The organism is Cryobacterium sp. TMT1-3, from assembly GCF_004402315.1.
Taxonomy (GTDB): Bacteria; Actinomycetota; Actinomycetes; order Actinomycetales; family Microbacteriaceae; genus Cryobacterium; species Cryobacterium luteum.
In genome coordinates this window covers 42,188-59,680 of the sequence record NZ_SOFW01000014.1, presented here as the reverse complement: position 1 = coordinate 59,680, position 17,493 = coordinate 42,188, and the positions used below count along the sequence as shown (strand labels likewise).

General features: G+C 63.2%; 17 protein-coding genes and 1 tRNA gene. 9 read left to right on the top strand and 9 right to left on the bottom strand.

The features are described 5' to 3' along the window. From E3O25_RS04855 to E3O25_RS04845, 3 genes are all read left to right on the top strand, one after another. Positions 1-4,731, top strand: a complete 4,731-nt coding sequence (locus tag E3O25_RS04855; protein WP_134360593.1) for an ExeM/NucH family extracellular endonuclease — start codon at positions 1-3, stop codon at positions 4,729-4,731. A 132-nt stretch (positions 4,732-4,863) separates the two neighbouring features. Then, positions 4,864-5,511 carry a hypothetical protein gene (locus E3O25_RS04850; RefSeq protein ID WP_092106980.1) on the top strand — a complete coding sequence of 216 codons (648 nt, stop codon included), beginning with the start codon at positions 4,864-4,866 and terminating at the stop codon, positions 5,509-5,511. 227 nt (positions 5,512-5,738) lie between these two features. Continuing rightward, positions 5,739-6,146 (top strand): dehydrogenase, encoded by a 408-nt coding sequence (locus E3O25_RS04845; protein ID WP_241988498.1) that lies wholly within the window; start codon positions 5,739-5,741, stop codon positions 6,144-6,146. Between the two features lie 107 nt (positions 6,147-6,253). Here the strand turns inward: E3O25_RS04845 and radA are convergent, their stop codons facing one another. Further along, complete coding sequence (gene radA / locus E3O25_RS04840; RefSeq protein WP_134360591.1) at positions 6,254-7,618, bottom strand: DNA repair protein RadA; 1,365 nt, start codon at positions 7,616-7,618, stop codon at positions 6,254-6,256. 65 nt (positions 7,619-7,683) lie between these two features. Next, positions 7,684-8,442, bottom strand: a complete 759-nt coding sequence (locus E3O25_RS04835; protein WP_241988497.1) for an SGNH/GDSL hydrolase family protein — start codon at positions 8,440-8,442, stop codon at positions 7,684-7,686. Between the two features lie 86 nt (positions 8,443-8,528). Between E3O25_RS04835 and E3O25_RS04830 the strand changes: the two genes are divergently transcribed. Both E3O25_RS04830 and E3O25_RS04825 read left to right on the top strand, forming a co-directional pair. Beyond that, positions 8,529-8,618 (top strand) — tRNA-Ser (locus E3O25_RS04830). A 395-nt stretch (positions 8,619-9,013) separates the two neighbouring features. Further along, positions 9,014-9,958 carry a hypothetical protein gene (locus E3O25_RS04825; RefSeq protein WP_092106986.1) on the top strand — a complete coding sequence of 315 codons (945 nt, stop codon included), beginning with the start codon at positions 9,014-9,016 and terminating at the stop codon, positions 9,956-9,958. A gap of 209 nt (positions 9,959-10,167) precedes the next feature. Here the strand turns inward: E3O25_RS04825 and E3O25_RS04820 are convergent, their stop codons facing one another. Continuing rightward, complete coding sequence (locus E3O25_RS04820; RefSeq protein ID WP_166805971.1) at positions 10,168-10,623, bottom strand: PIN domain-containing protein; 456 nt, start codon at positions 10,621-10,623, stop codon at positions 10,168-10,170. Between the two features lie 31 nt (positions 10,624-10,654). Further along, positions 10,655-11,110 carry a helix-turn-helix domain-containing protein gene (locus E3O25_RS04815; protein ID WP_092106990.1) on the bottom strand — a complete coding sequence of 152 codons (456 nt, stop codon included), beginning with the start codon at positions 11,108-11,110 and terminating at the stop codon, positions 10,655-10,657. A 448-nt stretch (positions 11,111-11,558) separates the two neighbouring features. On the opposite strand from E3O25_RS04815, the gene E3O25_RS04810 reads away from it, so the two are divergent. Continuing rightward, positions 11,559-11,846, top strand: coding sequence for a dihydrofolate reductase family protein (locus E3O25_RS04810; RefSeq protein ID WP_241988496.1), 288 nt, complete (start codon positions 11,559-11,561; stop codon positions 11,844-11,846). Positions 11,847-11,991: 145 nt separating this feature from the next. On the opposite strand, the gene E3O25_RS04805 is transcribed toward E3O25_RS04810, so the two are convergent. After that, positions 11,992-12,912 carry a serine hydrolase gene (locus E3O25_RS04805; protein ID WP_241988495.1) on the bottom strand — a complete coding sequence of 307 codons (921 nt, stop codon included), beginning with the start codon at positions 12,910-12,912 and terminating at the stop codon, positions 11,992-11,994. Beyond that, positions 12,885-13,763, bottom strand: coding sequence for a LysR family transcriptional regulator (locus tag E3O25_RS04800; RefSeq protein ID WP_092106994.1), 879 nt, complete (start codon positions 13,761-13,763; stop codon positions 12,885-12,887). Before E3O25_RS04800 ends, E3O25_RS04805 begins: the two co-directional genes overlap by 28 nt. Before the next feature lie 86 nt (positions 13,764-13,849). On the opposite strand from E3O25_RS04800, the gene bla reads away from it, so the two are divergent. The 3 genes from bla (at position 13,850) to E3O25_RS17870 (ending at position 16,281) form a co-directional block, all read left to right on the top strand. Beyond that, positions 13,850-14,749 carry a class A beta-lactamase gene (gene bla / locus E3O25_RS04795; RefSeq protein WP_092106997.1) on the top strand — a complete coding sequence of 300 codons (900 nt, stop codon included), beginning with the start codon at positions 13,850-13,852 and terminating at the stop codon, positions 14,747-14,749. Between the two features lie 325 nt (positions 14,750-15,074). After that, positions 15,075-15,977, top strand: a complete 903-nt coding sequence (locus E3O25_RS04790) for a hypothetical protein (RefSeq protein WP_134360589.1) — start codon at positions 15,075-15,077, stop codon at positions 15,975-15,977. A 16-nt stretch (positions 15,978-15,993) separates the two neighbouring features. Beyond that, entirely contained in the window at positions 15,994-16,281 is a 288-nt protein-coding gene (locus E3O25_RS17870) for a metalloregulator ArsR/SmtB family transcription factor (RefSeq protein ID WP_092107003.1), read from the top strand. Positions 16,282-16,296: 15 nt separating this feature from the next. Here the strand turns inward: E3O25_RS17870 and E3O25_RS17670 are convergent, their stop codons facing one another. The 3 genes from E3O25_RS17670 to E3O25_RS04770 form a co-directional block, all read right to left on the bottom strand. Beyond that, entirely contained in the window at positions 16,297-16,485 is a 189-nt protein-coding gene (locus tag E3O25_RS17670; RefSeq protein WP_241983922.1) for a DUF664 domain-containing protein, read from the bottom strand. Continuing rightward, positions 16,406-16,819, bottom strand: a complete 414-nt coding sequence (locus tag E3O25_RS17175; RefSeq protein ID WP_255576094.1) for a DUF664 domain-containing protein — start codon at positions 16,817-16,819, stop codon at positions 16,406-16,408. The genes E3O25_RS17670 and E3O25_RS17175 overlap by 80 nt, the downstream gene beginning before the upstream one ends. Before the next feature lie 20 nt (positions 16,820-16,839). Further along, positions 16,840-17,367 carry an SRPBCC domain-containing protein gene (locus E3O25_RS04770; RefSeq protein ID WP_206750206.1) on the bottom strand — a complete coding sequence of 176 codons (528 nt, stop codon included), beginning with the start codon at positions 17,365-17,367 and terminating at the stop codon, positions 16,840-16,842. Between the last annotated feature and the right edge of the window lie 126 nt (positions 17,368-17,493).

The window sequence follows — 17,493 nt, the reverse complement described above, 5'->3', positions numbered from 1 at the left end:
ATGTCATCCGCTGTTCGCCGCCGCTCCCAGCTTGTTTTCGCCACACTTCTCGGGGTGAGCCTTGCGGCCGCTCCGCTGATTGCCGTACCGGCCAGCGCCAACATCGCCGGCACCGGAGTCGTCATCAACGAGGCCTACCTCCATGGTGGAAGCTCCGGCGCGACCTACCTGAACAAGTTCGTCGAGCTCCACAACCCGACCGACGCTGAGGTGACGCTCGACGGCACCTCCATTCAGTACCGCTCCTCGGGGGGCACCGCCAACCCGACCGGGGTCGTCGCCCTGACCGGCACGATCGCTCCTGGCGGGTACTACCTCGTGCAGGGCAGTTCGAATGCGGCAAACGGCGCTGCGCTGCCGACACCGGATGCCTCGTTCGGCACCTCCTTCGCCGCCGGTTCCGGAACGATCTTCTTCGCCAACCAGTCCACGGCGCTCACCGCTCCCGCCACCGGCTCGCTTACCGGGCGAGCCGAGATTCTCGACCTCATCGGCTACGGGAGTTCGAACACCTTTGAGGGAACAGCCGCCGCCCCGGCATCCGTCACCAGCTCGATCAATCGCACCGGCTCGCTCGACACCGATGTGAACGCGGCCGACTTCAGCACCGCCGCCCCGACGCCCACGAACACAGCAGGGGATACCGGCGCCCCGATTGAACCTGAGCCCGACCCCGACCCGACCCCGGTGCCCGATGACCTGACCGCGATCAACGCGATCCAGGGCACGAGCGACATCAGCCCCCTCGCCGGAACCGTCGTCAAGACCTCCGGTATCGTCACGGCCGCCTACCCGACCGGCGGTTTCGAGGGGTTCTACCTGCAGACCGCCGCAACCGGCGGCGATCTGGACTTCGCCAGCCACACCGCCTCCCACGGTGTCTTCGCCTACTCGAGCACGGCGACCGCCGACGTGCAGATCGGTGACCACGTGCAGGTCGTCGGCACCGTCGTGGAATTCTTCGGCATGACCGAGGTCGCCTTCGGAACCGCCGCCGACGTCACTCAGCTCTCCGCCGCCGACGTGGTCGCCCCGACTCCGGTCGCGGTGGCGCTGCCGACCAGCAGAGACCAGCGCGAAACCCTCGAGGGTATGCTGCTGGCTCCGCAGGGCGACTTCACCGTCACCAACAATTACACGACCAACCAGTACGCCGAGATCGGCCTTGCCGCCGGAACGACGCCGTTGGTGAACCCGAGCGTCACCGCCCTGCCCGGCTCCGCCGAATACCAGACTGCTCTCGCCGACAACGCCGGCCGCGCGGTCACCCTCGATGACGGGGCCACGACCAACTACCTCGCCGCCGCCAACCAGGGCAGCCCGGTACCGTACCTGTCGACTACCGCACCGGTGCGGATCGGTGCCGCGGTGTCGTTCTCGTCACCTGTCGTCTTCGACTTTCGCAACGACGCCTGGAAGTTCCAGCCGACCACGGCACTGGTCGCGAGCAACGCAGCGACGGTGCAGCCGGCGACGTTCGCCGACACCCGCACGAGCGCACCGGAGAACGTGGGTGGAAACATCCGTTTGGCAAGTTTCAACGTTCTGAACTACTTCTCCACCACCGGTGACTCGCTTGATGGCTGCCGCTATTACTCTGACCGCGCCGGGGTACCGACCACGGTGAGCAGCGGATGCGACGCCCGCGGCGCCGCCACCCAGCTCAGTTTCGAACGCCAGCAGGCCAAGATCGTCTCGGCGATCAACGCCCTCGATGCCGACGTCGTGTCGCTCGAAGAGATTGAAAATTCCGCCGCATTCGGCAAAGACCGCGATGACGCCCTCGCCAACCTGACTGCCGCGCTCAACGCAGCGGCGGGCAGTGACGTGTGGGCCTTCGTGGCCTCTCCAGCGGCGCTTCCGGCCAGTGAAGATGTCATTCGCACCGCGTTCATCTACAAGCCGACCGCCGTGGAAACAGTGGGCGAATCGGTGATTCTCACCGAATCAGTCGCGTTCAACGGTCGCGCGCGCGAGCCGCTCGCGCAGGCGTTCCAACTCGTCGGCGACGACGCCAGCAGCTTTCTGGTCATCGTGAACCACTTTAAGTCCAAAGGCTCCGGCACCGGGGACGACGCCGACCAGGGAGACGGACAGGGCGCCTCCAACCCCACCCGCGTCGAGCAGGCCACAGCTCTCGTGGCCTTCGCCGATCAGGTCAAGGCCGACTCCGGAATCGACCGGGTCTTTCTCACCGGTGATTTCAACGCTTACGACCTCGAGGATCCGATCCAGGTGTTGCTCGAGGCCGGCTACATCAACCAGGGCAGCAAGAGTGGCGAGTACACCTACGCTTTCGGCGGCACGGTCGGCTCTCTCGACCACGTCTTCGCTTCGCCCGAAGCGGATGCCACGGTGAACGCCGTCGACGTGTGGAACATCAACTCGGTGGAATCGGTGGCCCTCGAGTACAGCCGGTACAACAACAATGTGACCGACTTCTACGTCGCCGACGCCTACCGTTCCTCTGACCACGACCCGGTCGTGCTGGGTCTGAACCTCGCGGCGCCGACCGCGATCGAACTCAACCTGCTCAACATCAACGATTTCCACGGGCGCATCGACGCGAACACCGTCAAGTTCGCCGCCACCGTTGAGCAACTTCGAGCCGAGTACGGTGACGCGAATTCGCTGTTCCTCTCGGACGGCGACAATATCGGCGCCTCATTGTTCGCTTCAGCGTCGCAGAATGACCAACCCACCATTGAGGTGCTCAACGCCCTCGACCTGGCAGCATCGGGTGTGGGCAACCATGAATTCGACCAGGGCTTCAGCGACCTCGAGAGCCGGGTGGCCGACGCGGCCGATTTTGACTACCTGGGAGCGAATGTCTATCAGGCCGGCACCGAGACCCCGGCGATGCAGGAATACGCCCTGCTCGACGTGGCGGGAATCACCGTGGGGGTGATCGGCGCGGTCACCGAAGAGACCCCCGCGCTCGTCTCGCCCAACGGAATCGCGACCCTGAGCTTCGGCGACCCGGTCGCGGCCGTCAACCGCGTGGCCGCCCAGCTCAGCGACGGTGACCCGACCAACGGCGAAGCGGATGTGCTCATCGCCGAATACCACGAGGGTGCCGGCGCGGGAATCCCCGATGGAGCAACCCTCGAGCAGGAACTTGCTGCCGGCGGAGCTTTCGCGAACATCGTGAATGACACCGCGGCCGCAGTCGACGCTATCTTCACCGGGCACACGCACAAGCAGTACGCATGGAATGCACAGGTTCCCGGCGCGGCCGACGGTGTGACCCGACCCGTGCTGCAGACCGGCAACTACGGGGAGAACGTCGGCCAGGTCGTGCTGAGCTACGACGTGGCCTCCGGTGACACCACCACGGTGACCAACCGCAACGTGGCCCGCTCCACCGCAGCCGATGCCGACCTTGTGGCCGCCTACCCGCGAGTCGCCGAGGTTCAGGCCATCACCAACGCTGCGCTGGCCGAGGCCGCGATCCAGGGCAACGTGCCGGTGGGGTCGGTCATCGCTGACATCACCCGGGCCTGCCTCGGCGGAGTCGCCCCGTGCGCTGAAGATCGCATGGCTCCCTCGACCATGGGCGCCCTCGTCGCGAACTCCCTGCGCGCCTCCCTGGCCGACCCCACCATCGGCGGTGCCGAGATCGGCATCGTCAACCCGGGAGGGATGCGCGCCGACCTGTCGCACGCTCCCGACGGCGTCGTGACCTACGCCGAAGCGAACGCGGTGCTCCCGTTCCTGAACAACCTGTGGACGACGAGCCTGACCGGCGCGCAGTTCAAGACGGTGCTCGAACAGCAGTGGCAGACCAACGCCGACGGCACCATTCCGAGCCGTCCGTTCCTGCAGCTCGGCCTCAGCGACAACGTGAATTACACGTTCGATGCGAGTCGTGCTGCGGGGGACCGCGTGACCGGCATCTGGATCGACGGCGCCCCGATCGACCCGGCCCAGGCCTACCGCATCGGTTCGTTCAACTTTCTGCTCACCGGAGGTGACAACTTTCGTGAGTTCAAGAATGGAACGGACACCCGCGACTCCGGTCTCGTCGACCGCGACGCCTGGATCTCCTACATCGAGGCGAACAGCCCGCTGACGCCGTCGTTCGCAGCCAACCAGGCCTCGATCACCGGGGCTCCTACAGCCGCAGTCGATCCGGGTGACACCGTCACCCTCACGGTCGGCAGCCTCAACCTCACCTCACTCGGCGCGCCAAAAAACACGCAACTCGCGCTCCGCTGGTCGGGGACCGACGTGGGGACGGCATCCGTTGATTCGACGGGTACGGCTGCCGTCACCGTGACGGTGCCAGCCGACGCGGCGGAGAACAGCATTCTCGAGATGACCGCGGTTGAATCGGGCACGGTCGTGCGCGTCGCCGTCACGGTAGCCGTGAGCGCCGAGCCGGGCAATGCGCCCACGGCAGCCCCTTCGAAAGAGCTCACCCAGAAGCTTCGTAATGCGATCGACACGGACGAAAACTCATATCGGGCCGGTGACGCCGCGGTGGTCGAGGTCGGGGTAAAGCGCGCCGGGGAGTACGTGTCGGTGTGGGCTTACTCCAAGAAGAAGGCTGCCAACCTCGGCGGCTGGTTGCTCGTGAGCGCCGAGGGCACCGTGACGGTCACGCTCCCGGACAATCTCACACACGGCAAGTACAGCGTGTCCGTGCAGAACGTCGACGGTGATGTGATCGGCTGGACGGACGTCAAGGTCGACAAGGCCAAGAAGGCGCCGAAGCCAGGGCGCGGCTAGGCTGCAGTTCAGCTCACCGGCCCGCTCGCAGCTTCCCGGCCGCGGGCGGGCCCCCGCCATTTTCGACAGCAATTGCTGCCGACACGCACACCATTACCGGCTTCGGGCACCGAACTTCAATAACCTTGGGGCATGTCGACGATCAAGCAACCGGTCGGCCGCCAGTCCAGCAAGGTGTACCGGCGCCGGCGTTTCGTAGTGGGGCTCGGCCTGCTTGCCGTGCTCGTCATCCTCTTTCTCATCATCGTGCAACCGGGAGCCAGTAAGGGCGACGCAAACGCCCCGAAGACTCCGGCCGCCGACTCCGCCGAGTCCGCCGCACCGACGGATGCCGCCACCACGATTCCCGAGACGGCCACCGCCGTCGACGGTGCCGCCTGCGATCCGTCCGCGGTGCAGGTTGCGGCCATCACCGACGCCACGAGTTACGCGGCCGACGCGCTGCCGCAGCTGTCGCTGAGCCTGACCAACATCGGAACGACCGACTGTGTGATCAACGCGGGTAACGCCCGGCAGGTGTTCACCGTGATGAGCGGGTCGGACGTCTATTGGACCTCGACTGACTGCCAGACCAACCCCATTGACGCCCAGGTGACCCTCAAACCCGGGGTCGTGATGCCGCTCGCGACACCGATCACGTGGGATCGCACTCGCTCAGCCGTTGACACCTGTGAAGCCGAATCACGCACTGCGGTTCCGGCCGGCGGAGCGTCGTATTACCTTCACGTGACGGTGGACGGCATCGAAGCGGCCGACCCTGCCCTGATGATTCTGAACTAGGGGCCTGGCTGTCGCGCGGATCGGGGGCTGATTCAGGAAATCTGGTCGCCGCCGGCGTCGATCCGGCGGACGAGTCTGGCAGATGCTGCGCCAGGCGGCGAATCTCCTGAATCAGCCACCGGGGTGGCGGGTCACACCCGCCGGGCGAGCCGTGCCGCGGCATCCGTTCGCTCGTGGCATGCGCTGCCGGCTGGGTCTCAAGCCGCATGGCCTGATTGAATGTAGGGGTGACTGATACGACTGCCAACACCCGTTCCGAGGCTCTGGCCTCCGCCCTGGCGGCGCAGGACGTGGTCGCCGTCGCCTATGCGCTGCGCAACGACTACATGATCGTGCCGCAGCTCGTCGTGAACGGCGAGGCGGCGCAGGTGCGCGTGTTCGGCCGTGAAGGCTCCGACAAGCGGATGCTGCTGCTCTTCTCTGCGGCGGAGAACTATGTGCGTGTGGTGCCCGACGACATTAACCCGCAGGTCATGGTCTGCGACGGCCAGTGGCTGCGGGAATTTCTCACGGTGCACGCCTCGACGCTGGAGATGGTCTTTTTCGACATCGCCGGACCGAATGTGATGCAAGCCGCTCCGGCCGACCTGCTGAAGGCATTGAGCCCGGAACTCGGCCAGGGCGACGCTGAATAACGGCCCGCGCCTATCCCGCATGGTGAGCGCGCGACTCTGTCGTGCGCGTCGCACCTGTTGCGGCTGACCGACCCTCAGTGGCGCTGTCGTAGTTCAGTGGCGGTGTCTTATTTGAAAGCCCGATCGAGTTCGGTGTCGCGCGGAGAGCGGCTGGTGCCGAGGGCCAGTGCGACTGCCGCGTGGATGGACCCGCAGGCGGCGTCGATCTGGGTGGTGAACCCCAGCCGCACGGCTTCGTTCACGCGTTGCTTCGACATGAGCGCTCCTCGCACCTCGCCGGCCAGGCTGATCTCGCCGAACGCTACAACGTTGTGGGCTACGGCGAGCCCGGTGAAGGCGGACGCGATGGCCAGCGCAATGGCCAGATCGGCCGCCGGTTCGGTGAGACGGATACCGCCGACCGTCGACACGTAGACATCTTTGGTGGAGAGTTTCATGCCTCCGCGCTCCTGCAGCACCGCGAGCAGCATGGCCACCCGGGCGGCGTCGACGCCGCTCGTGACGCGGCGCGGATTCGGGGCCTGGGTATCGGTGACGAGCGCCTGAACCTCGACGGGCATCGCTCGGCGGCCCTCCAAAGCAACCGTGACGCACGTGCCGTCGACCGGCTCGGTGGCACGGCTGAGGAACAGCCCGCTCGGGTCGGGCACTTCGGCGATGCCATCACCGGTCATCTCGAAGCAGCCGACCTCGTCGGTGGGCCCGAACCGGTTCTTGAGCGCCCGAATGAATCGTAGCGAGGTCTGACGGTCGCCCTCGAACTGGCAGACCACGTCGACCAGGTGTTCGAGCACCCGAGGCCCCGCTATCGAGCCGTCTTTGGTGACGTGACCGACGAGCAACACCGGCAGGTTGCGGTCTTTGGCCACCCGAATGAGAGTGGATGCCACCTCCCGTACCTGGCTGGGCATGCCCGGTGAGCCGTCGGAGAGTGCACTCGACACGGTCTGCACCGAGTCGATGATGATGAGATCGGGCTTGACGGCGTCGATCTGCCCCAGGATCACCCCGAGATCGGTCTCGGCGGCGATATAGAGCTCGGGTTCGAGCGCGTTGGTGCGTTCGGCGCGCAATCGCACCTGGCTTACCGACTCTTCGGCACTCACGTAGAGCACGCGGCTCTTGGCCGCGGCCGCCTTGGAGGCCACTTCGAGCAGAAGTGTGGACTTGCCGACGCCGGGCTCACCGCTGAGCAAAACGACCGAGCCGGGCACGATGCCGCCGCCGAGCACCCGGTCGAATTCGTTGATGCCGGTCGGCCAGTGGGTGGCGGCATCCGTTTCAACGTGGGTGATGGGTCGCGCGATGCCGTCACCGACGAGGGTGATGGCTTTGAGCTTGCGGGTAATGCCAGCGGTCTGGCCGGCATCGACGACGGTGCCCCACTGCTGGCATTCGCCGCAGCGGCCAGCCCATTTGAGGGTGGTCCAGCCGCACTCGGAGCAGCGGAAAGAGGAGACGGATTTTGCCATGATTCGAGCCTAGCCGGGGCCACCGACAGGCAGTCGTGCACGGCGGCGGCGACTCTAGTCGGTGTCTAGCTGACCGCCGAGAACCGGCGTGCGACCTCGGCGCTCACCGCTGGCAGAAATGCTTCAGCCCAGGACCGATAGCCGCGGTCGTTGGGGTGGAACAGATCCCTGGCCACGTGGGTGAGGATGCTGCGAAATCCTGCCCGCTTGGTCGTCGCGTGCAGCGGAACCACGGTCAGGTCGTGCTCGGCAGCGACGCGGCGAATGATCTCATTGGCCACCGCCACCTTGACCTCGTTGTGCGGCAGGTGAAAGCAGGGGAGGTCGGCGACAAGGGCGTGCGGCGGCACCCGAGCGAACACGGAGCGGATGCCCGCTTCGAACGTGATGGGGTTCCACTCGGCGATGTCATTGGCGCCGATGGCGACCGTGACGAGGTCGGGCTCAAGCTTGGCGAAGCGAGGAAGTTGATCGCGCACGGCCAAAGCCACGGTTGCACCCGACACGCTCAGGTTCACGACGCGTACCGTCTGCCCGGTTGCCAGACGCACGTGTTCGGCAAGGACGCCGACGTAGCTCTTGTCCGGGGTGGAAGCGCCGATGCCCTGCGCTGCGCTGTCGCCGATCGCGACGTAGAGCAGCTCGCCCGGTTGCTTGGCATGGGCGCGCCACCAGGCCGAGTGCACCGGCAGGGTCTCGTTGAGAATAGCCTTCTGCTGTTCCAAGTCGCGCCGCCACCAGGTTGTGCCCAGGGCGATGGCGGCCGCGATCAGGGCGGCTCCGGTGGCGATGGTCGAGCGGATGCGTGGGGTTGGTGAGGTCACCCGCTGAGGCTACTCCGCGGCATCCGTGTGTCTGCTGCATGTTCGCCGATTCGCGTCGGACCCCAGTCTCTACTAGGATCGACGGCGGTACCGTGTCCGAGCGGCCGAAGGTGCGACTCTCGAAAAGTCGTGTGGGGGAGACTCCACCGTGGGTTCAAATCCCACCGGTACCGCCATTTTTATCCCTGATCAGAGGAATTTTGCACGCTGCGGCGTGCTCTTTGCCCACAATTTGCCCACATCATGGTGATTTACAGGCAGTCTTTTGTTGGGGGAGGGTCCGTTTCGGACTGGGCGGTGCCGTCCATTTGATGGCCTGCAATCATCCGGATCCACGCGGTGCGGTTACTCCGATCAACGTGGGCAGCTCGCTCGAATGAGAACTCATCTTTTTTGCGAATGAGGCGTCATGCCCCAGTCTCCGGACCGCCTGGGGCTGCCTGATTTAAGTCACCTAGTGGGGCGGCAATCATCGCTTTCGCAGACCTGTGGGGCCGATGGAGCACAGGCGAATTTCAGTGCAGAACTTGGAAGGTGGCCGATCGTCCTCGGGGTAGAGGAGGATGGGCGCATGCCGGGACAATTCGAGTGGGTGCGTGATCTCAGACGGAGTGAGTGGCTTCGGGCGATGGAAGCTGAGCCATTCGGAAGCATTCTGTCCGTTGTGCCTCGCGGTTTCCAGTCATACGCGCGCGTCTTTCATCCGGTTGAGCGGGACCGCCCGCGTGACACGAAGACGTGGCGGGGCGTCGATGAGAGTACGCACTTCGACGGTGTCGCTGATATCGGGGCGGCGCTCGAGACCGAGGTGACAACCTGGGCGAACGCTGCGGCATCCTTCGGCACAGCCATGCACTCTGAAGCGCAGTACGCACGACTGCTACCGCGCGACGACGGTACTGCCGCTATGGCGATCGCCCCAGACGGCTGGCGCTACGCGGCCCCGCGCGAGGGATGCATCGATGCCGCCTCGCTTGCGGCAGCATCCGCGGTTCTTGCCCGTCACACCGGGACTCCGGATGCTGGTATCGCCGCAGTGTGGGAGGGGTGGGGAGGCCTCGTAAGTTCGGCAGGGGTCGCCCGGCTCACGTTCGAGGTGAGTGACGGCCAGTCCGCACGGATTGCTGATGCGGGGGGTGAGGATGGCGGCGATCCGGAACCAGGTTCGGGGCTGCTTGCTCGAGAGGTCGCGACAGGGTCACGGTTCGATCTGCACGGAAACACTGGGCGACACTACGTTCTGTTCGAGGTCGGCGCGAACGACCTGGCGGATAGGGCATGGCCTGAACGTGCACCCTGGGTCGATCAGCCCATGTGGGCGCAGTCGCCGAGCATCGTGTGGCCCGAGGATCATTCCTGGGTTCTTGCAACAGAGATTGACTTCGACTCGACACTCGTTGCGGGCACCACGAAGCTCATCCAGGAGTTGGTGCAGATGCCCGGCCTCGAGGTGCTGTCGATACGCACCGATGCTGACCTGACGTCGGAAGGTGACCGGCTCAACCGCAGCAAGTAGCGTCGCATCGCCGAACTGGCCTGAGAATGAAGCATTCGGGAGGAGTCTGGATGCCAATGCTCCGCATGGCCGGGTGGTCAGCGGGGCGGTGGTCCCGCCAGGAATCTCACATGCCCATTGACTCGGTCAGCGAAGAGCGGACAGCCGGCATCAGTCAGCGCGGCGGGCAAAGGCTTGACGCTGTGTCCGCGAGCACGTTTGGCGCTCCATTACTTCAGCTGTGCCTTGGTGACCCGGCGGACGGAGTCCTGCGCGCCGTCGTCGACGAGGAGAAAGAACTCGTCGGGCGTGTAGATCTCATAGGGAAGAAGATCGGGATTGCCGAAGTCGCTGCCGTTGCTGGTGAGCAAAAAATTGGAGGCCGCTGCAGTTGCGGCGGCATGGACGTGCCGGTCGTGGGGGTCCGAGCCGTGGAACTCGATGGACCCGTCAAAGTCGGCGACGACCTCGTCGAGGTTTTCGATGAGGTCATCGTGCAGACGACGGGTTATGTTTCCGTCGAGTTCAGGCTGCAGGCGCCGTCGAGCACGAACTGTTTCGGTGACCACGTCAATCGTTGAGTGGAGCTGGAACATCTGCTGCGTCTCGTTGCGCAGCAGGAAGAGCCAGTCACGCGTCGTTCGACTCAGCAAGACGTTGGCGTCGACGAAGACTCTTTGAAGCATGAGCCTCAGAGTATCGGTTGAGCTGCACTCACTACTTATGGTTAGTGACCAGGTCGTCGATTTCGTCGTCCAAGCTGCGGAGAGAGGCGAACGCTGTGTCTCGTTTCTCGTCACGTGCATTGCGGAATGCGAGCACGTCAGCGGTGACAAGTCGTGTGTGGGAGCCGACCTTCTTCGAAGGAATTCTGTCGGACTTTACGAGCTTCATCAGCGTCGGGCGTGACACCCCGAGCAACTCTGCGGCCGTGGTGGTGGTGAGTTCATCGGGGAGTGTCATCACGGAAACCGCACCGTGGGCCGCTCGATCGAGCACACGGGTGATGAATGTCCTGAGGTCGGGGCTCAGCCGAATCTCACGCCCATCGTCGACGGTCACAATAACGCCCGTGAAGGCGTTGTTGTGCGCTTCCCTGACAAGAGCCGCCGCTTGCTTGCGCAACTCCTCGTCGATGACAACGGTGCCATTGGATAGGAGGGTGGTGGTCATGTGTACGCTCTCCTCGCAACTGTCGCGTGCGGAACCCTGAATAGCCCACTCTAAGACTTTACAGTTATAAGTGCAACGGCGTGGCGCAAATGGTCATCGACTCGTTGGTCATTGCCCAGTAGAGAGGCCGTACCTGCCCGTGCAGGGCTTGCCCACATTTTGCCCACACTTGAATAGATTCGGCATGATCCACAGGGCGTCGCGGTGACTGAAAACCCTGGATTCTACGGGCATGTTGGCGACTAGACAGGCTGTGACTGGGCGGGACTTTGGGTTCAAATCCCACCGGTACCGCCACGAAAAACCCCCTACATCCCAGTGTTTCACTGGGGAGTAGGGGGTTCTTCTTTGGCACGATCCGGATTGGAAGGGCTGGTGGGGTGGCGAGCCGCCGTTCGGCACCCCGGTCTACGTCCTCACCCGCACCGCACCGCGTCCGTCGATCCCGATGCAGGGCGGAACGACGTTCCACTTCCGCAACGCAGCAATCGAGGACGTGCTCGCGGAGGCGACCGAGGCTGCCGGCGTCCTGGACGTGCGCGTCGGCGGTGGAGTCCGCACTGCGCGCGACTTCCTGCGCGCCGGCCTCGTCGATCACTTGCATCTCATGGTCGCCCCGATCCTCCTCGGCCGGGGCACTCGACTGTGGGACGGCCTGCCCCGCCTCGACCTCACCCACACGGTGACGACGGAAGTGGCCGAGAGTGGCACAATCCACGTGACCTTCGCACAATAGGACGATTGCTGATCGGAGCGCTGCTAGCACCTTCCGATCCTGCTGTGTAGCGCTAACATCCGCAGTGGCTCGTCGCCCGGGAGGTCCGTTTCGAAACCCTGGATTTGCAAGACGCTTTCCCAGTCTCGAGTGTATTCACCTGCTGTTATCTGATGGTGTCGTGAAGTGTGCGGGCTATGTGTCCGAGTGTTTGTTCGGCGGCTGGTTGTGTGGCGGTCGGGACTCGTGATTCGGTGAGGGCGGCGACGGCGAATCGGGTGCCGTCGTTGTGCTCGACGACTCCTACCTCGTGTCGGAGGTTGAGGAAGGTGCCGGTTTTCGATGCCCAGCGGGATGTTCCGGTTGCAAAGTCAGGCGTGAGGCGGTGCCGCATCAGGTTTGTGCTCATCATTTGTTGGGTGGTGAATGCCGTTTCGGGGCTAGGGGCTGAGTGGATCCAGATCTGCTCGAGGAGGTTGACGAAGCTTCGCGCCGAGCCGGCGTTGGCTTGAGTGATGTCGAGTTGCGGGATGAGGTGTCCTCCGCCCGGTGTGCCTGCCTGGATGGCTAGGGTGTGGGCGAGGTGGGCCTCGTGTGGGGCGAGCCTCTCGGCGAGAGTTTGGTAGAGAGTGCGGATGGTGTGGCGGATACGGAGGCCGGGTATGTGCAGCTGCTGCATAAGGTGATCGACCATGCGCGGCGTGCAAATGTCGAATAGTGCGTCGGCGGCGGTGTCATCACTGATGGAAAGCGCGAGGGAGACGAGGTCGAATACTGCGACCTTGGTCGGGTGTTGGAAGGTGCAGAGCCCGGTCAGCCCGGGTGTTCGGTTTTCGGGAAGAAGTTCGATCGTGCGTGCCGGGTCTAAATCGCCGGTTCGGATCATCTCGAGAACAGTGAGAGCGAGAGGCACTTTTACCAGTGATGCGATGGGGAAGATGGTGTCTGGTTCTATCCCGATCTCGGTGCCGGTGTCGAGGTCGCGGACGAGGAAGCCCCCTCGTAGTCCGGCTTCTGCAAGTTGATTTTCTGCGTCAGCGAGGATCTGCTGGAGGTGTTTCATATGATTCGACCGCCAAGAGCGCAAGCGATGGGAGAAGCGCTTCCGTCGAGCAGCTCGGCGTCGCGTTCGCCGGTTCTGCTTGCGAGAGCGTAGCCCCGTACGAGGTGCAGCTCTCGAATGTGCCGCCAGTGAAGTTGCAGGTGGTCTGCTTCTCGCTCCGAGCACAGGAGCAGGTCTTTGCTGCCTGCCACGCCGGTGACTGCTTCAATCAATGTGTCGGCGACTTTCAGCTGGCCGGGCTGTAACGAGATCGAGTTCGCCAGCCAGGTGATGCGATCGCGAATGTGCGGGACGTTGTCTTCGGTTTGAATCCACAGCTTGCGCGTCGGTCGTTTCATCTCGCCTCGTCGCACTCGGATCGATTCGAGTTGAAACTGGCTATCTCCCGTAGTTTGTGCGGATGCCACACCGAGATTTACTTGCCACACCGCATCCGCCGCCGGTACGGGCTGCACGGCGTACTCCGCTTGCCCGACCCTGACCATCTCGCCTCGCACAGCAGGCTCTGCCGTCTCGATTCGCAGTGCGAAGTCGTGTTTACGGGCCGCTATTGCTATCTGTGACAGATCTGCCACAGCGAGGGCCGTCGGCATCATTAAGGTGACGGGCCGGTGTAGTTGTCGTCTTGCCTGATCGCGTAGCCCCTCCGCAAGTGACACGATCGCCGATGCGGATGGAAGCAGAGTCCGACCGAGCTCGGTCAGCTCGACTCGCCGGGTCGTCCGATCAAGAAGCTGGCCACCGAGATGGTCCTCTAGTGACGCGATGCGTTTGCTCGCTACGGACTGCGGGATACCGCACTCGGCGGCGCCGTAGGTGAAGCTTCCTCTTCGACTTACGCTCACGAACGCTTCGCAGCCAGCAACGATGTCCATACGAGGATTCTTGTCTATTCCCTAACGGAATCAGTAGCGCTTAATAATGATTGGACTGACTACAGTTTGTCCCGAAGAGTGTCGCCATGGCAACTACTCTTCCTTCCGGCCCAACGCGGCGCGCTCTCCTAGTCGGTGGGGCAGCGATGCTCGCGCTGGCCGGATGCTCGACCGCACCCGTTCCTCGAGCCACCACCGATGCCTTCAACCGACGAATCGAAGACCTCGAAATGCAGTCTGGTGTGACCATCGCCGTGACCGCGGTCAATCTCGGTACGAACCGACGCGTCCAGCATCGATCGACAGACTTGTTTCCGATGTGCTCGCTGTTTAAAGTCATTGCCGTCGGCGCACTAGTGAGTGAACGTGGCTATGACGAGCAGTACTGGAACACCCCGATCCCATTCACTGCAGCAGATATCGTCGTAAATTCACCTGTCGCCTCCAAGCTGACGACTTTGACGATGACCCCGGATGAGATGGCGGATGCAGCGCTTCGCTTCTCGGACAACACCGCAGGGAACCTCTTGTTGCGAGAAATTGGCGGGCCAAAAACCATCGCCCGAGTCGTTGGTTCTTTCGGCGCCACCGCCACCCGGTTGGATCGCATCGAACCCGAACTCAATGAGGGACTTCCCGACGATCCGCGAGACACAACCACGGCTGATGACATGGTGGCCGTCCTGCGTGCGCTCCTCGTCGACGGAGGAGCCGGACAACTTGCCCGAAGCAAGCTCCACGACTGGATGCTCCGTAATAGCACCTCGAGCACCCGGGCACGCGCGGGACTGACCGGCTCATACGAACTCGCGGATAAGACCGGTGCAGGAGGTTATGGCATCGTCAACGACGCTGGCATCCTCTGGCAAGACGACACTGACCCCATCGCTCTGTGCATCCTTACCCGGACCAACGACCCCAACGCAAAAGGTAACAATGACGTGATAGCCGACACCACGCGACTGCTCGTCTCCGAACTCGGATGATCGCCAACAAACCGCGACCTGCACGCACTATCCAGTTCGTGCTCGCTTGGGCGGTCGGAGTTATTGGAACCATCACCACAGCCATTTCCTTGTTCCCTGAGGTGGCCAGCATCGCCTCAGTAAGGGACGTATCTTCCCTGGGGTCCGCCGCTGCCCTACTGGTCGTGTCCGTGATATATCTCTCCGTCCCCATCCTTATCGCGTTGGCCATCGCGAATACCGGCCGTCGATGGTGGCTCTGGCTGACCATCGCAATAGCGGTCATCGTCTTGCTTCGAGTCGCCCGCTTCGCAGTGGGTTCGCTCGGTGTCTATTGGATTACGTTTTGAGTCGCGGCGAGCCGTATGCCGGCGCGACGACACCGGGACGCCGCCCGCCCGGCCCGATGACGTGGCTCTGTGTCGCGCTGGGCGGGATCACCCTGGCAGCACTGTTCAGCGGAGGTGATGGGCGGGCGGAGATTTGCGCCGAGTTGAGCGAGTCCATTCCGGAGATCGCTGGGTTCAGCGAGGTTTCGACGATGGCTGATTTGCGCGAGTTCAACGAACCGAGCGCCGACTTGCGTGCACGCTTCACCTCTTCAGGAGAGGTTTATCGCGTCATCGACTCGTCCGTCGATCGTGCCCGGATCGCTCTCTGGAGGAGGGATGTACCCGGCCCCGGACCGGGACCTTACAGCTCTGATCCCGAACGAGGATTCAGTACCGAGGAAATAGTGGTAGGCACAGCGTGCGCGTCGATAGAGCGGACGGGCCACAAGGTCACCTCCACACCAGTCGATTGCCCCCACCCCCTCGCGGCGTGGTCACCACCAACAGAGGTGGCTTCGTGGACCCGAGACGCGGCTGCTGCCTGGGTGGTTCAGGTCAGCGTCAGCAGCCTCAACCAAGACGTCAGATGGCTTCTGTTTCATAGCAGCGACGGCAGCCAGCCGCGTCACGAATTGGTCGATGCGGACGCCGTGGTGGACGTGATCAAGAAGGCGCGTTTGTCGTCGGCCGACACCTCCGTACGAGTCGCCGTCGGGGATGTTTCTCAAGAGGGCAGCCGTATTACGGGCAAGGTGCGTATAGCAGCGTACGCCCCGGAGGGAGCCAACACCACAGCCAAGAGCGCATCCACTGCGTGCTTCATCCTCGACGTAGATCTTCAACTGTTCGATCAGTACGGATCATGGGAGCCGCTGATTCCTGAGGAACTCGGGGCTAGTAATTGCGCTCAAACGTAATTACATTGAAGCGCAAATGGATGGCTTGAGCACGATATTTCTAGCGCTGGCTGATCCATCGCGCCGCGCACTAATGGAGCAGCTACAGAAAGGGGAGGCGACAGTTACCGAACTCGCCGCCCCGCACACGATCAGCGTGCTTTTTATCTCACGCCACCTGAACGTACTCGAGCCGGCCGGGCTCATCACGGAAACCAGCTCCGCTCGATGGCGACGGGCAGGACATTCCGGCGAAAAATCTTTGCCTCCTATGCAGAAAAAGATTCAGGGTCCTGCCCGGCCGGTGCCCGCTGACGTCACTTGAACCCCATTTTGGGAGTTATCCAACGACAAGGTTCTGATGACCATCGATGAGCTCGCGCATGATGTCAAGGTGGCCTGCGTGCACTGAGGTCTCAGCAAGGACGCGAAACACGACCTCGCGCCCGTTAGGCAGCGGTGGTGCCTCGAAGACGCCGGCTGGAGGCCTCCACCGGGGAAGGGCGTCGAAATCGATTCTCCTGAGCACCTTGTCGCTCCGANGAAGGGCGTCGAAATCGATTCTCCTGAGCACCTTGTCGCTCCGAGCGCTCGCGCTTGTATGTTTCGATTGCTTCCGCGCCCGTCATCGGGTCCGATGCCCAGCCGTCGTGAAGGGCTTCGATCGCTCTCACGTCACCGCTTAGAACGGCCGAGATCCAGAACCTCTCGTCGTCGTAGGCGAGGTGGTTGAGAAGCCGCGTGATCGTCCAAACAGACGGAACTATCACCCGATGCATCGCATCCTCCGCCAGCCCGTCAACCGCTCGCAGCACATGCTGGCGCTCGTTCGCTAACTGTGCGAGCAGTTGTGCGTCACCCATGTTCAGCAGTCCCCTGCTCATCACACGTGCGGATTGGATTGGCGAATGTGCCAGGTGGTGATGGCGGTGCTATGTGCAACTCGGTCAATTGTGGCGCTCCATCCATCACGGGTACCGCCTTCCATGAGGTCGCGCACCTCCTCATCCGTCAGCTGCTCGGGAAAGGCGACAGTGAGTTCGAGGTGTGTGCCTTCTGCGACGTCGCGGAGGTTGACGGTCATGATCGGTGCTTCGAGCTCGCGGTCTCCGACGAGCTCTGGCCATCCTCCAGCCGCTCCCCACCGAAAGACCAACCGTTCGTCTGGAACGACTTCGAGGTATACCCCGCCGGTGGGGTATTGAAGATCGTCATCGACCACCATTTGTTGACGCCATACGCCGCCAACTCTGAGATCAACCTGGATAGGCGCCGTGGGAGTGGGCATAGCGGGGTTGTAAAACCAGGCGAGGTTTTCCGGCTCAGTCCAAGCCTTGAAAACGATATTGCGCGGTGCCCGCAGGATGCGGGTCAGGGTAAAGCTTCTTTCAGTGCGTGTCTGGGACATCATGCTCCTTCTTCCTGTCAGGGCATTCGTTCGTGGCTCGAAACATCGTCGTGAGGTGCTTTTCGAGACCGTCCAAACGCGTTTTGAAGAACCGGCGGTCGGGCCCATCCATTGATGCACTGCTAGCAG